The organism is Lactobacillus sp. WILCCON 0149, assembly GCF_057197965.1.
In genome coordinates this window covers 992,706-1,005,853 of sequence record NZ_JBUBHO010000001.1, presented here as the reverse complement: position 1 = coordinate 1,005,853, position 13,148 = coordinate 992,706, and the positions used below count along the sequence as shown (strand labels likewise).

Below are 13,148 nucleotides of genomic sequence, written 5' to 3'. Positions count from 1 at the left end.
AAATGGAGGAACTTAAAATGACCAAAATCATGGAACTTATGGAGAAACGCGCAAAGGCGTGGAACGCCGCAAAACAGTTTCTCTATACACACTCCGACAACGGAGGCAACGTATCCGCGGAAGACGCTGCCACTTACGACAAGATGGAAAAAGAAGTCACCGACCTCACCCGCGACATCGAACGCCTGCAGCGACAGGAGCAGATCGACAGGATGCTCTCCCAGCCGACCACGGCTCCCCTCACCGGGAAACCGGGAGCAGAAACGCAGCTGGAGGACAAGCCGGGCATCGCTTCCAATGCGTACAAAACAGCGTTCTGGGATTCGATCCGCAAGCGCAACTGGTACGACGTCAAGAACGTTCTCGAGATCGGAACCGACGCGAACGGCGGTTACCTCGTTCCGGACGAATACGAGAAACAGCTGGTGCAGGCGCTGACCGACGAGAACTTCTTCCGTTCCCTCGCTCACGTCATCCAGACCGACAGCGGCACGCACACCATCCCGATCGTCGCATCTCACGGAACCGCAAGCTGGATGGAGGAAAACGGCCTGTACCCTGAATCCGATGACACCTTCGACCAGATCACCCTCTCCGCATACAAGCTGGGAACCGCCATCAAGGTTTCCGAGGAGCTGATGAACGACTCCGTCTTCGATCTGGAGAATTACATCTCCACCGAATTCGCGAGACGTATCGGGGCAGCCGAGGAGGAGGCGTTCCTTGTCGGCGACGGACAGAAAAAGCCTGAAGGTGTATTCACCAAGGTCAAGGCGACAGACGGCGCGACTACGGAAATTGCGAACACGAACATCACCTTCGATGAAATCATGGACGTGTTCCATTCCCTGAGGAGCGTGTACCGCAACCGCGCGGTCTGGATTCTGAACGACTCTACCGTCAAGGCGCTCCGCAAGATCAAGGACAGCAACGGAAACTACATCTGGCAGCCGAGTGTGGTCGCGGGCCAGCCGGACACCATCCTTAACCGTCCGTACAAGACGAGCATCTATGCGCCTGAGCTTGCAGCCGGAAACGTGCCGATCCTGTTCGGAGACTTCTCCTACTACTGGATCGCCGACCGTCAGGGCCGCTCCTTCAAGCGCCTGTCCGAGCTGTACGCAGCGAACGGGCAGATCGGTTTCCTCGCCTCCGAAAGGGTCGACGGCAAGCTCATCCTGCCGGAAGCCGTCCGCGGTCTTTCCGTCAAGGCATCCGCCTGATCCGCCCACTTAACATTTCAAGGGCATCTCCTTTTTTCGGGGATGCCCTGATTCTTTAACGGAGGTAATCAGATGGAAGTGACGCTTGAAGAAGCCAAGACATACTTAAGAGTCAGTTCCTCCGACGAGGACGAACTGATTAAAAATCTCATTCAATCCGCGACTGCAATCGTACAGGACATAGCTCGTTTTTCCGACGAGGAATGGGAAGCGAATGAAGAAAAGGTTTTGATCCGCATACGGATCGCCGTTCTCTATACCGTCGCCTATCTCTACGAACATCGGGAGGAAGCGGATCACAGTCAGCTGAACCTCACGCTCCGCGCACTTCTCTTCGGCGTCAGGAAGGAGGAGTTCTGATGAACATCGCAGCTCTCCGCGTCCCCGTGACCTTTCAGAAGAACGAGATCACGGTAGACAAGTACGGGAACCACACCGCCGCATGGACGGACTACTTCAAGTGCTACGCCACCATCGGAACGCAGAGCGGATCGGAGTCATCGGGCGAGGTCGTAAATCCCGAGGAATCCCTCGACTTCACCTGCCGGTGGTGTTCTGAGCTTTCCGCGGTCGAATCCACGAAATACCGGATTCTCGCGGAAGAACATGTCTACAACATCACCTACGTGAACCCGATGGGCTACAAACGAAACTCGATCAAATTCAACTGCAGACTGGAGAAAGGCTCATGAGCAGAAACACTTCGATTGATGACATGGATTCCGCCATCATGGCGGAACTCGAAAAATATGCTGATCTCGCGGCGGACGATCTGAAAGACACCGTGAAGGAAACGGCGAAGTCCGTCCGCAAGGACATCCAGAACACCGCTCCGGTCGACACCGGAAAGTACAAGAAGTCGTGGTCCGTGAAAAACGTTCACGAGGATTCCGAATCCATCGATCTCGTCGTGCATTCGAGAAACCGCTACCAGATCGCCCACCTTCTGGAACACGGCCACGCCAAACGCGGCGGAGGAAGAGTCGCGGCGAGACCTCATATAGCGAAAGCCGAGGAACGCGGAAATGAAACGCTTGTGAAAGCGATCGAAGAAAAACTGAAAGGATAAAACTTCATGACACCCGAATACATCAAATCGATGCTCGAAGAGACGGGGATTCCTGTCGCTTACGATCATTTTGCAGAAGGCGAGTCTCCGGACCCGCCTTTTCTCTGTTTTCTTTTTCCCGGCAGCGACAACCTGTTCGCGGACGACACGGTCTTCCAGAAGATCGACGAACTCAACATCGAACTGTACACGGATAAGAAAGACCCGGATACGGAAACCGGGATCGAAAACATCCTGAACTCGCACGAACTCCCCTTCGAGAAATCGGAAGTATGGATCGAGGAAGAAAAGATGTATGAGGTCCTGTATCAAACACAAATCATAGGAGGTTAACAGATATGGCAAACAAGAAAAACAAGGTCAAGTTCGGCCTTAAGAACTGCCACTACGCGATCGCGACGCTCGCGGAGGACGGCACGGTCACATTCGGCACGCCTGTCGCCATGCCCGGCGCGGTATCTCTTTCCCTCGATGCCGAGGGCGAAAACGATCCGTTCTATGCGGACGATTCCGTATATTACATGGTTTCGAACAACAACGGATATTCCGGCGACTTCGAGCTCGCCCTCATCCCGGAGAGTTTTCTCACGGACGTGATGCACGAAACGGAGGACGCCAACGGCGTCATTGCCGAAAACAAGGACGTGGAGCCGGAGCATTTCGCGCTCCTTTTCGAGTTTTCCGGCGACCAGAGGAAGATCCGCCACTGCATGTACTACTGCTCGGCGACCCGTCCTTCCGTTTCCGGCTCCACGAAGGAAGACTCGACCGAAGTGCAGACGGAGACTCTCTCCCTCACGGTTTCGCCGCTGCCGTCCGGACTCGTGAAGGTAAAGACCGGAACGAATACATCCGACGCTGTGTACGACGCATGGTACGACAAGGTTTATGAACCGACGGCTGCGGCGGCGTCCTCGTCCACGAGTTCTTCGTCCACAAGCAGCCTGACGGAATGAGGTGATCGGCAATGGCAGTGATAAAGACAATCGAAATCGACGAAAAGCCTGTGACGTTCCGCGCGTCAGCCGCCATTCCAAGGCTCTACAGGAATAAGTTCCACAGGGATATTTACCGTGACCTGAGTAAGCTTCAGAAAAGCATCGACGAAAACGACGCGGAAAATTCCAGTCTGGACACGTTCAGTCTCGAACTTTTCGAGAACATCGCATGGCTCATGGCAAAGCATGCGGACAAAGACGTTCCGGATACTCCTGAGGAATGGCTGGACGAGTTCTCCACGTTCTCGATCTACGAGATTCTCCCTCAGATCATCGAGCTGTGGGGACTCAATACGGAACAGCAGGTCCAGTCTAAAAAAAACACCATGCGACAGAGCGGGAAATGACAACCCCACTCTTTTTACTGCGCTGCGTACAGATCGGACTTTCGATCTCGGAACTTGATCTTCTCACGATCGGAACCGTAAACGACATGTACGCGGAGATGTCGAACGACGACTGGGACTACCCGGAAATCGCGACGCAGGAAATGATGGACAGATTCTAAGGAAGGAGGCTTCGTATGGCTGACAGAATCAAAGGCATCACAGTCGAGATCGGCGGCGATACGACCGGCCTCTCGAAAGCGCTGTCCGGCGTCAACAAGGAAATCAGGAACACCCAGTCCCAGCTCAAGGACGTAAACAAGCTCCTGAAACTCGATCCGACCAACTCCGAGCTCATCGCCCAGAAGCAGAAACTGCTCTCTCAGGCGGTGACGGAAAACAAGGACAAGCTCACACAGCTGAAATCGGTGCAGGATCAGATGGACGCGGGTCTTAAAAACGGCAGCGTCACACAGGAACAGTACGACGCATGGCAGCGTGAGATCATCGCAACCGAGCAGGAACTGAAGAACCTCGAGGAACAGACAAAGAATACGGATTCCAGTATTGCGGCCACACTAAAACAGACCGGTTCCAAGATGCAGGAAGTCGGCGGCAAGATCTCAGGCGTCGGCGAATCCCTCTCCAAAGGCGTGACTGCGCCGATCACCGCTCTCGGGGCGGCTTCTCTTGTCGCTTTCGGCGAAGTGGACTCCGGACTTGACATCGTGACGCAGAAAACCGGTGCGTCCGGGCAGGCGCTTGAAGAAATGCAGCAGAGCGTCAAGAATCTCGCGACGCAGATTCCGACGGACTTTGAAACCGCAGGCGCGGCCGTCGGCGAAGTCAACACAAGATTCGGTCTCACCGGGCAGGCGCTTGAGGATCTGTCGGGCAAGTTCATCAAGTTCGCGCAGCTGAACGACACGGACGTATCCACCTCCGTCGATAACGTTTCCTCTGTTCTGAACGCCTTCGGGCAGTCCACGGACGACGCGGGCGACCTTCTGGATGCATTGAACGCCACCGGACAGGCGACCGGGATCTCCATGGACACGCTGGCAAACGACCTGTCGCAGAACGCCGCACAGTTTAAGGAGATGGGACTGACCGCCCAGCAGGCCGCCGGATTCATGGGCATGGTGGAAATGTCCGGTCTCGACACTTCAACGGCGATGGCCGGTCTTAAGAAAGCCATGAAGAACGCGGCGGACGACGGCATGTCCCTCGATGAGGCGCTGAAAGGTTTCTCCGACACGATGAGTTCCAACAAGTCGGACACCGAGAAGCTGCAGGCCGCCTACGACCTGTTCGGAAGCAAGGCGGGCGCTGCATTCTACAACGCCGTGCAGAGCGGGAAACTCAACCTTGACGATCTGTCCGGCACGCTCGGCGATTTCTCCGGCAGTGTGGAAAACACGTTCAACGAGACACTCGACCCGATCGACCAGTTCCAGATGACATTGAACTCTCTGAAGGAAGTCGGCGCTGACATCGGAAACAGCCTCGCGACTGTTCTCAAGCCTGTCCTGCAGGACATCTCGGCCGCGCTTCAGAAGTTCGCGGACATCTGGAACGGCATTCCCGGACCCGTGCAGGAAACCATCGTGAAGATAGCTCTTATTGCCGCAGCCGTGGGACCTGTTCTCATCGTCATCGGCAAGCTGATCACCTCGGTCGGGACGATCCTCACCGTCATACCGAAGATCACGGCGGCTGTCACCGGCGTGAAAACCGTTATCACAGGGCTGAACGCGGCGATGGCCGCCAATCCGATCGGCCTTATCATTACCGCCATCGGACTGCTCGTTGCCGCATTCATCTATCTGTGGAATAACTGCGAGAGTTTCCGGAACTTCTGGATCGGTCTCTGGAACAACATCAAGGAAGTCGCTGTCACGGTATTCACCGCGATCAAAGACTTCTTTACGACGATCTGGACGGCGATCACAAGTGTATTCACCACCGCCGTGAACGGAATCAGCACGTTCCTTTCCGGTGCCTGGAATGGCATAAAGACCGTCGTTGAAACCGTCATGAATGCCATCAGCACCGTGATCCGGACCATCTGGAACGGTATCAAATCATTCTTCACGACCATATTCACGGCGATCCAGACTGTGGTGACGACCTACTTCAATATTTACAAGACAGTAATCACCACAGTCCTCACCGCCATCCGGACTGTTGTGACCACCATCTGGAATGCGATTAAAACCGTCATCACCACCGTGGTAAACGCAATCAGAACCGCAGTGACCACGGCGTGGAACGCGATCAAAACCGCGACCTCTACCGTCTTTAACGGAGTGAAATCGGTCGTAACTTCGATCTGGAACGGCATCAAGTCGGCCGTCATGTCCGTCGTGAACGCCATGAAGAGCGGCATCACCGGCGCGTTCAATGCGATCAAAAGCACGATATCCGGAATCCTTAACGGCATCAAGGGAAAGTTCTCTTCTGTTTTCAACGGGATCTGGAGCTTCGTCTCCGGAATCGTCGGAAAGCTCAAGAGCGTCTTCAACTTCAAGTGGAGCCTGCCGAAGATCAAACTCCCGCATTTCTCGATAAGCGGCAAGTTCAGCCTGAATCCGCCGAGCATCCCGCACTTTTCCGTCTCCTGGTACAAGAAGGCGATGGAGAGCGGCATGATCTTAAAAGACGCGACGATCTTCGGACAGTCGAACGGCACGCTCCTCGGAGGCGGAGAAGCCGGTGACGAGGCAGTCGTCGGCGTGAACTCTCTTAAGAGCATGATACGCGAGGCGGTAAATGACAGCTCCGGCTCAAGCTACAACGGTCCGCTCATCAACATCGAGACGATGAGCGTAAGAAACGACGACGACATACGGAAAATATCCCAGCAGCTCAACAGCCTGCTTGTGGGCAGCCGCCGGGCGAAAGGAACGGTGATCTGAATGGGCTTCAAATTCAACGGCAGAACTTCCCAGAGCTTCGGCCTTGCCACACGAATGACCAAAGAATACCGGATGCCGGATTTCACCAATAATACGATCACCGTTCCGGGACGCGAGGGCGTGTTCGACTTCGGTGAGACGATCGGCGAAAGGAAGATCGAGATTTCCTGCTTCATCCCGCCGGGCAAATCCGACGCGGACTTTCTCGCACGAAAAGATGAAATCATCGCATGGCTGAATCCGGACGAGGGGCTCCGCGATCTGATCCTCGACAAGGAACCGGACCGCGTGTACAAAGCGAGACTCGAAGGAGGATTCTCTTTTGATAAGGCGGTTCGCAACTCCTGCACTTTCGATCTCACGTTTTTCTGCCCGGACCCGTATGCCTACGCGGAAGCAGACGAAACCTATGAATTCACCGAACCCGGCACTTTCACGTTGAACCGGGAACTTGGAAACGCGGACTCCCTTCCGGTCTATCTCCTTCAGGCCAGTCTCACGAAGGAAAAAAGCGCTGTTCTGACCACAAACGGTAAATCACTGGAAATCAGCGGACAACTCGGAAAAGAAGAGATCCTCGTGATCGACTCCGCGCTCATGACGGCAAAGGTCACGGACCAGGACGGCAACACGCTCCGGAACGGCCTGCCGCTCATCGGAAGCCTGAACTTCCCGGAGCTCAAGGCCGGGGAGAACACGCTCGTGATCGACGCGGACAGCAGCACGACAAGGGCCGTGAAGGAATTAAGCACGCAGGACGCGTTCACCGGGCAGGTGCCATCCTCATGGGGAGCGGACGGCCTGTGGCGGTTCAACGAATCCGAGCCGGACTCCGCCACGAGCCTTGCCGACTCCTCCGGCAAAAGCCGGAACGCCGTGATCCGCGGCTGGAGCGGAACGACCGCAAGCCTCCCTTCAGGGCATCTCGGACGGTCCTTCCGTATGAATATCAATAGTCCGTCTACAGAGAAGACCTATCTCAAGGTCACGAACGACGGCACGATCTTCCAGACGCTCGGCGAGACGATCGCCTTCGGCGGATGGTTCATGCCGACCACCTACTCCGTTGGGAACACATACTGCCCGCTGTTCAACACGCGCTACGGCCCTGGGCAGCCGATTTTCTACCTGTCGCTTTTATCCGGGAAGCCGAGGATCATGCTCTACGATTCTTCAGGGACTCTGATCCTCGATAAATCCATGACGCCGTCTTTCACTCTGGAAAACGGCGGCTGGTATTTCATCGCCTGTCTCATCAGACCAAACGGCAAAACGGCGCAGTACATTCTTGGCGATCGCAGCACCGGCACGGTCTGGGAATCGGACGTCCTCAGTTTCACGGGGGCGCTCAACGCCTCCTGCACGGCGGATCTGATCTGGGGCATGCATTCCGACTCCTACTGGTACGCCGGCAGCTTCGACGACTGGTTTCTCGACTGCGATTCCGACCTCACCGCGGATGACATATCCCTGTGGCTCAAGGAATCCCTGTCCGCAAACGCCGCGGATTCCGATGCCGGCGTGGACGGGCTCACAACGGAGAACGCCGTGACCCTGAAAGCGGCAAGCGGCGCATATCCTTCGTCCGGGACGCTCACCACGGCGGCTGTCTCCTACGGGATTGAAAGCACCTGCCTTGTCACCGTGGACGCGGAAACCCCGGACGGGACCGGAATCACGGCAGAAACTTCGACATCGGACGACCTTACGACCTGGAGCGACTGGGCGTCACTCGCGGATGACGGCAGCGTGCAGTCCGGATCAGGGCAATACATCCGTTTCAGGATAACCCTTACGACAACGGACACCTCGAAGACCCCGACGTTAAGAGGAATCAGTCTTTCCGTTCCGGGAGAATCATCATTCAAGAAGCTGAAGATAATAGCCCGCAGCAGATGGAGGTGACAGACATGGCGGACGATAAGGACCTCATCGTTCTCGATAAGGAAGGAAACAAAGAAGCCATACTCGAAAACGCCTATAACGTCGTCGTCACAGGAGAGATCAACGGCATCGATACGCTGGAGTTCAATCTGCCTTTCAAGGACGGCAAACGAAAATATCTTGAAAACGAGAAACAGATAACGGTCGGAAACGATATTTACCGAATCCGCACCATAACGGACGAGAAAAACGAGCAAGGAGCCGCTGTCACCTCCGTATATGCCGAAGCCGCGTTCTATGATCTCGGATTCTCAGTGAAGAAAACGGAACAGACCTTCAACGCGGATACGGCCGACGTCCCGATGGCCTACGCACTTAAGGACACCGGCTGGACGCTCGGAACGGTCAACGTCCGCACGAAGCGCACCTGGACATCTACGGAGAAAAACGCTCTGGCGATTCTCCGGAAGGTGCAGGATCTTCACGGAGGCGACCTTATCTTCGACAACGCGAACCGGACCGTGAGCCTTCTGACCTTCAGCGGCACGGACTCCGGCGCGCTCTTTTGCTATAAAAAGAACATGAAGTCCATCAAGCGCGTCATCGACACGCAAAGTCTCATCACACGCCTTTATGCCTACGGCAAGGACGGCATGACATTTGCGTCCATCAACGACGGGAAGGAATACGTCGAGGACACCACATACACGGACGAGATCCGCATATCCACGCTCGACTGCTCGAATTTCACGAACCCCTACCAGATGAAGGAATATGCCGAGATGCGTCTTGCGGATTACGCCTCCCCTCGCATCTCCTACGTTCTGAACGCGATGGATCTCTCCGTCCTCACAGGTTACGAACACGAAACATGGAAGCTCGGCGACATCGTGACCGTGAAAGACGACGAACTGGGCCTTTCCATCAAGACAAGGATCGTGCGGCGGGAATACAACCTGCGTGAACCATGGAACACCGTCCTAGAACTGTCGACCACGCTCCGGGAACTCGGAGACTCCTCGTCCCAGTGGGACGCCGCCGCCGACACGCTCGCCGGGGCGAACCTCGTCGACAGTCAGGAGATGCAGGACCTTGTGCCGTTCAACCATCTGAAGAACTCACGAGCCGACTCCGGCCTGTCTTACTGGGAAAACTCCGGATTCGAAGTGGATGCGGAAAACGGCGTCTCGGGGACCGCCTCCTTCAAATGCATCGGAGCGCTGAATACCACGAAAAGCCTGACGCAGACCGTGACTCCGGCGAACCGGGACAGTTACACCTTCTCCTGCCAGATCGCATCGGACGATCTGAAAAAAGGAGAAAACGGTCAGGTCGGCGTGGAGGTCACCTTCGAATATGAAGACGGAACGACGGAGACACGGTTTATCGATCTGATGTAAGGGAGAAAGACATGGCAAGTTTTACGCATGTGGCGCAGGCGGTCTCCCCGCAGAACGGACGTGTCAAAAAGATACGTGTCCGGGTCTGCGTGACCGACTGCACCGGAACCATCCATATCACTGACATGCTCCTGCAGGGTGGATCGATCGCGACCGGATGGGTCGGGCATGTAAGCGAGATCAAATGGACGGAGGACGGTGAGTAATCATGCCGATATTCACACGATTCACGGAGACCATCGAGAAAAAGGAAAAGAAGCGTATCGTCTCAGTCACACTGAAACCACAGGTGACCGACTGCACGGGAACGGTCTGGTTCACCGATCTCATGCTGCAGGAGGGCGACCGCCTCTCCGGATATGCAGTCAACACGGAAACGCTTCAGAAGGAGTACGAAACCGGCGATGAATACGCAGTCACCGGCAAACGATTCTACAACGGCATCGTCCGCGGAAGCATGACCTGCATCATCTTCAATCTCGGTAAGACCACCGCAGGACTCGACTGGAAGATCACGCCCAGACAGAACATGAAAGCCGGCAGCGTCTCCCTTGCCTTAGGCGCCGGAGCGCATAAGGCGACCTTCACCGAAGCGGCAGCCGCCGGAGACAAACTGAAACTTCTCGCTTCTTCACGAGAGTGTCTGAAAAACGGATCGACCGCTTCAAAGGACGGCTTTTTCCAGTATTCAGCCGCCGGGGACAGCAAGCATCCGGTGACGGTCGAAGATAAGAAGTCGGCACGGCTCTACGTTGAATTTCAGGAGATGGAGGACGGTGATCTGATATGAGCCTTGATGTACTCAAAGGCCGCAAGTGCATGGTCTGGACATTTATGGGAAACGTGAGAATGTACACCGCGCTTGATAATTACGGAGACCGCCTGTCACAGGTCGGTCTTTTTTCTTTCAAAGTAGACAAGACCGGTACCATCACGGAATCCGGCGTGGCGATCAGCGACATGCTGACCTACGTCAATAAATACTCTCACATCACATGGCTTCTGACCGTCCGGAACGACGGGACGTCCGGCGTGTTCACCGCCCTCAGGGAAAACACAGACGGCGCGCAGGACAAGTTCCTGACGGAACTCGTGCGGATCATGGAGAAATACCCGTGGTGTGACGGCGTCGACATCGACCTTGAGAGAGGCGGCGGCTATTCCACCCACGCAAAGTCCTCCGCCATGTTCCGGAACATCTGGAACGCGGTCAAAACTTACGACAGCACAAAGAAAGTCAACATCTGTCTCCCCGGCATGAGCTCGGTGAACGGCTCGGTCGGCGGCGAAAACTGGTGCGTTTACGCGGATCTGAACGATTACTGCGATACCGCTGCCATCATGAGCTACGGCATGGCGTGGGCGGGTTCCGCTCCCGGACCGGTGTCCCCGAAGGACTGGCTTGACGGCATCTACGACTACGCCTCCCGCGTCATGACGCCGGAAAAAGTGTTCATGGGACTTCCCGCCTACGGATGGAACTGGCAGATCTACGACACGCCTGAGAATCTCGGCAAGACTTACCGCGGAATTTCCAACACATACTACGCGGCGAAAAACTGGATGACGGGAAAATACAACTTCACAGACGACAAACCGCCTCAGCCCTTCATCCCGATCCTCGCTTACTGGGACGACTACAACAAGGTCCCTTATGCCTTCCCGCAGGTCTATGACTTCATGGAGGGACGGGACGCCGCAAGCTATGAGTACCCGCAGCTGAACGGGACATATAACCGCAGACACTACCTCACGGCCTACGGCAAGACGCAGAAAGCCGGCTTCGGCACCGTCTATGTGGATCACGACGGAACGCCGGACAGCTATTCCGGCATCGTATCCAGCGAAAACGGCATAGCCGTCATGGGCGACGAAGGAAGCGCTACATACCGCTTCACCATCTCATCCTCCGGGACATATGACATCGCGGTACGGCTCTGCTATCCCTTCTGGGACAAGAACGGCATCTACGTATCGATTGACGGAACGCAGAAGCGTTTCACGGAGTCGCGCCTGTGGTGGCCGTACTGGAGAAGCACCTTCTGGGCGAGTCTCGCGGACGGGATATCCCTTTCCGCCGGAGCGCATACCATCACGGTGTCAGTCGACGTGAAGGGCGTACAGTTCTACGGATTCCGCGTCTGCTCATCGTTCACGGAAGCACCGTCCGCAGGCTCCGCGTCCTTTACGCTCTCTCCGAGGAAGTTCATCGACGTGGACGGAAACGAATGCCAGCCCGACAAGGGATTCAAGCTCACAACCGAGGTGCTCCGCAGAAAGCCGGATTCCGCGCTCATCTGGTACGCCGATTTCAGGGACTACGGAATGCTCGAAACAGGTTACTGGAAAACCGTATCCGGCTCATGGAAGATCTGGCGGGAGGACGAAAACTCAGAGAGCCGCGTCTACTCCCAGCTTGACGGAAACGGACAGTTCGCATGGAACTACGACGGTTTCCGCGACATTCACCTCAGAGCGCGTCTTGCGTTTCCTTCCGGAAGCACTGGCCGTGCGGGGATCTTCTGCGGGAGCCTGTTCTGCTGCCTGAACTACGATACGCAGGCCGTGGAGCTTTGGAACGGGAGCACGAAACTCGGAAGCTACGGCCAGAGCATCAGCCAGACAAGGTCAACCGATCTGAGAACTGATCCGATGATGTACACCATCGAAATGCGGATCAGAGGAAACACGGTGCGCGTCTATTCCGGCGCGGCTTACACGCTTCGTTTCACCGCGAGCGTCAGCGGATTCACCGGCGGCTCGGCGGGATACCAGAGCGACAGCCGTACCGTGTGTGAGCTTCTCCGCATGGGCGACGCATGGACCTATGAACCTTATGAACGCTTCGACGTCACATTTCCGGGCGGCACCGTCACGCAATACGGCAGGATCAGCCGCACAAACTGCACGTGGGACGATGAGTTCCAGGTGTTCACGCTGACATCCGATATGGAGGAACCCGACACGAGAAGCGAATCCATCTCGATGGACTATGAGTTCTACCACTCGGCGCAGCTCAGTCTCGAATGCGGGAAGGATTACATGGTCACCATCACGCCAAGGGATATCAACATCTGGCTGTCCCGCCTGTTTCTCGGCGACGCGGACGGATTCTCGATCCTCTACTATCAGGACGTGGACTCGCTCGTCTACTGGGCGAATCAGGCGGCCTACCGCTGGGGACTTCGCGGAATCGCGATCTGGTCGCTTGGACAGGAGGACTTAAGACTCTGGGAGGCTTTGCCTAAGCAAACCGGATAAACAACATACGGATAACCGTTTCCAATGGCTGCCTGCAATCACGCAGGCGGCCTTTCTTTATGCCATTTT

13 protein-coding genes are annotated in these 13,148 nt (G+C 55.8%); all 13 read left to right on the top strand.

Annotation, left to right across the window (positions count from 1 at the left end):
- The first annotated feature begins 17 nt into the window (after positions 1–17).
- The 13 genes from ACYVUV_RS04700 (at position 18) to ACYVUV_RS04640 (ending at position 13,079) form a co-directional block, all read left to right on the top strand.
- The gene (locus ACYVUV_RS04700) at positions 18–1,223 is read left to right on the top strand and encodes a phage major capsid protein (protein WP_484499077.1); all 1,206 of its coding nucleotides are present in this window, start codon (positions 18–20) and stop codon (positions 1,221–1,223) included.
- A gap of 72 nt (positions 1,224–1,295) precedes the next feature.
- Positions 1,296–1,583: a head-tail connector protein gene (locus ACYVUV_RS04695; protein WP_484499076.1), complete on the top strand. Its 288-nt coding sequence runs from the start codon at positions 1,296–1,298 to the stop codon at positions 1,581–1,583.
- Entirely contained in the window at positions 1,583–1,915 is a 333-nt protein-coding gene (locus ACYVUV_RS04690; protein ID WP_484499075.1) for a phage head closure protein, read from the top strand. The genes ACYVUV_RS04695 and ACYVUV_RS04690 overlap by 1 nt, the downstream gene beginning before the upstream one ends.
- Positions 1,912–2,292: an HK97 gp10 family phage protein gene (locus ACYVUV_RS04685; RefSeq protein WP_484499074.1), complete on the top strand. Its 381-nt coding sequence runs from the start codon at positions 1,912–1,914 to the stop codon at positions 2,290–2,292. Before ACYVUV_RS04690 ends, ACYVUV_RS04685 begins: the two co-directional genes overlap by 4 nt.
- Positions 2,293–2,298: 6 nt before the next feature.
- On the top strand, positions 2,299–2,625 hold the full coding sequence (locus ACYVUV_RS04680) for a hypothetical protein (RefSeq protein ID WP_484499073.1): 327 nt from the start codon (positions 2,299–2,301) through the stop codon (positions 2,623–2,625).
- 5 nt (positions 2,626–2,630) lie between these two features.
- The gene (locus ACYVUV_RS04675; RefSeq protein ID WP_484499072.1) at positions 2,631–3,248 is read left to right on the top strand and encodes a major tail protein; all 618 of its coding nucleotides are present in this window, start codon (positions 2,631–2,633) and stop codon (positions 3,246–3,248) included.
- Between the two features lie 11 nt (positions 3,249–3,259).
- The gene (locus tag ACYVUV_RS04670; protein ID WP_484499071.1) at positions 3,260–3,637 is read left to right on the top strand and encodes a hypothetical protein; all 378 of its coding nucleotides are present in this window, start codon (positions 3,260–3,262) and stop codon (positions 3,635–3,637) included.
- A gap of 176 nt (positions 3,638–3,813) precedes the next feature.
- Positions 3,814–6,534, top strand: a complete 2,721-nt coding sequence (locus ACYVUV_RS04665) for a phage tail tape measure protein (RefSeq protein ID WP_484499070.1) — start codon at positions 3,814–3,816, stop codon at positions 6,532–6,534.
- On the top strand, positions 6,535–8,439 hold the full coding sequence (locus ACYVUV_RS04660; RefSeq protein ID WP_484499069.1) for a distal tail protein Dit: 1,905 nt from the start codon (positions 6,535–6,537) through the stop codon (positions 8,437–8,439).
- A 5-nt stretch (positions 8,440–8,444) separates the two neighbouring features.
- Complete coding sequence (locus ACYVUV_RS04655) at positions 8,445–9,818, top strand: phage tail spike protein (RefSeq protein ID WP_484499068.1); 1,374 nt, start codon at positions 8,445–8,447, stop codon at positions 9,816–9,818.
- 11 nt (positions 9,819–9,829) lie between these two features.
- Entirely contained in the window at positions 9,830–10,024 is a 195-nt protein-coding gene (locus ACYVUV_RS04650) for a hypothetical protein (protein WP_484499067.1), read from the top strand.
- Between the two features lie 2 nt (positions 10,025–10,026).
- Positions 10,027–10,608 (top strand): hypothetical protein, encoded by a 582-nt coding sequence (locus tag ACYVUV_RS04645; protein ID WP_484499066.1) that lies wholly within the window; start codon positions 10,027–10,029, stop codon positions 10,606–10,608.
- The gene (locus tag ACYVUV_RS04640) at positions 10,605–13,079 is read left to right on the top strand and encodes a glycosyl hydrolase family 18 protein (RefSeq protein ID WP_484499065.1); all 2,475 of its coding nucleotides are present in this window, start codon (positions 10,605–10,607) and stop codon (positions 13,077–13,079) included. The genes ACYVUV_RS04645 and ACYVUV_RS04640 overlap by 4 nt, the downstream gene beginning before the upstream one ends.
- The last annotated feature ends 69 nt before the right edge of the window (positions 13,080–13,148 follow it).

Coding starts and splice junctions, on each gene's coding strand:
- ACYVUV_RS04700 (WP_484499077.1), top strand. CDS start 18: ATGACCAAAATCATGGAACTTATGGAGAAACGCGCAAAGGCGTGGAAC.
- ACYVUV_RS04695 (WP_484499076.1), top strand. CDS start 1,296: ATGGAAGTGACGCTTGAAGAAGCCAAGACATACTTAAGAGTCAGTTCC.
- ACYVUV_RS04690 (WP_484499075.1), top strand. CDS start 1,583: ATGAACATCGCAGCTCTCCGCGTCCCCGTGACCTTTCAGAAGAACGAG.
- ACYVUV_RS04685 (WP_484499074.1), top strand. CDS start 1,912: ATGAGCAGAAACACTTCGATTGATGACATGGATTCCGCCATCATGGCG.
- ACYVUV_RS04680 (WP_484499073.1), top strand. CDS start 2,299: ATGACACCCGAATACATCAAATCGATGCTCGAAGAGACGGGGATTCCT.
- ACYVUV_RS04675 (WP_484499072.1), top strand. CDS start 2,631: ATGGCAAACAAGAAAAACAAGGTCAAGTTCGGCCTTAAGAACTGCCAC.
- ACYVUV_RS04670 (WP_484499071.1), top strand. CDS start 3,260: ATGGCAGTGATAAAGACAATCGAAATCGACGAAAAGCCTGTGACGTTC.
- ACYVUV_RS04665 (WP_484499070.1), top strand. CDS start 3,814: ATGGCTGACAGAATCAAAGGCATCACAGTCGAGATCGGCGGCGATACG.
- ACYVUV_RS04660 (WP_484499069.1), top strand. CDS start 6,535: ATGGGCTTCAAATTCAACGGCAGAACTTCCCAGAGCTTCGGCCTTGCC.
- ACYVUV_RS04655 (WP_484499068.1), top strand. CDS start 8,445: ATGGCGGACGATAAGGACCTCATCGTTCTCGATAAGGAAGGAAACAAA.
- ACYVUV_RS04650 (WP_484499067.1), top strand. CDS start 9,830: ATGGCAAGTTTTACGCATGTGGCGCAGGCGGTCTCCCCGCAGAACGGA.
- ACYVUV_RS04645 (WP_484499066.1), top strand. CDS start 10,027: ATGCCGATATTCACACGATTCACGGAGACCATCGAGAAAAAGGAAAAG.
- ACYVUV_RS04640 (WP_484499065.1), top strand. CDS start 10,605: ATGAGCCTTGATGTACTCAAAGGCCGCAAGTGCATGGTCTGGACATTT.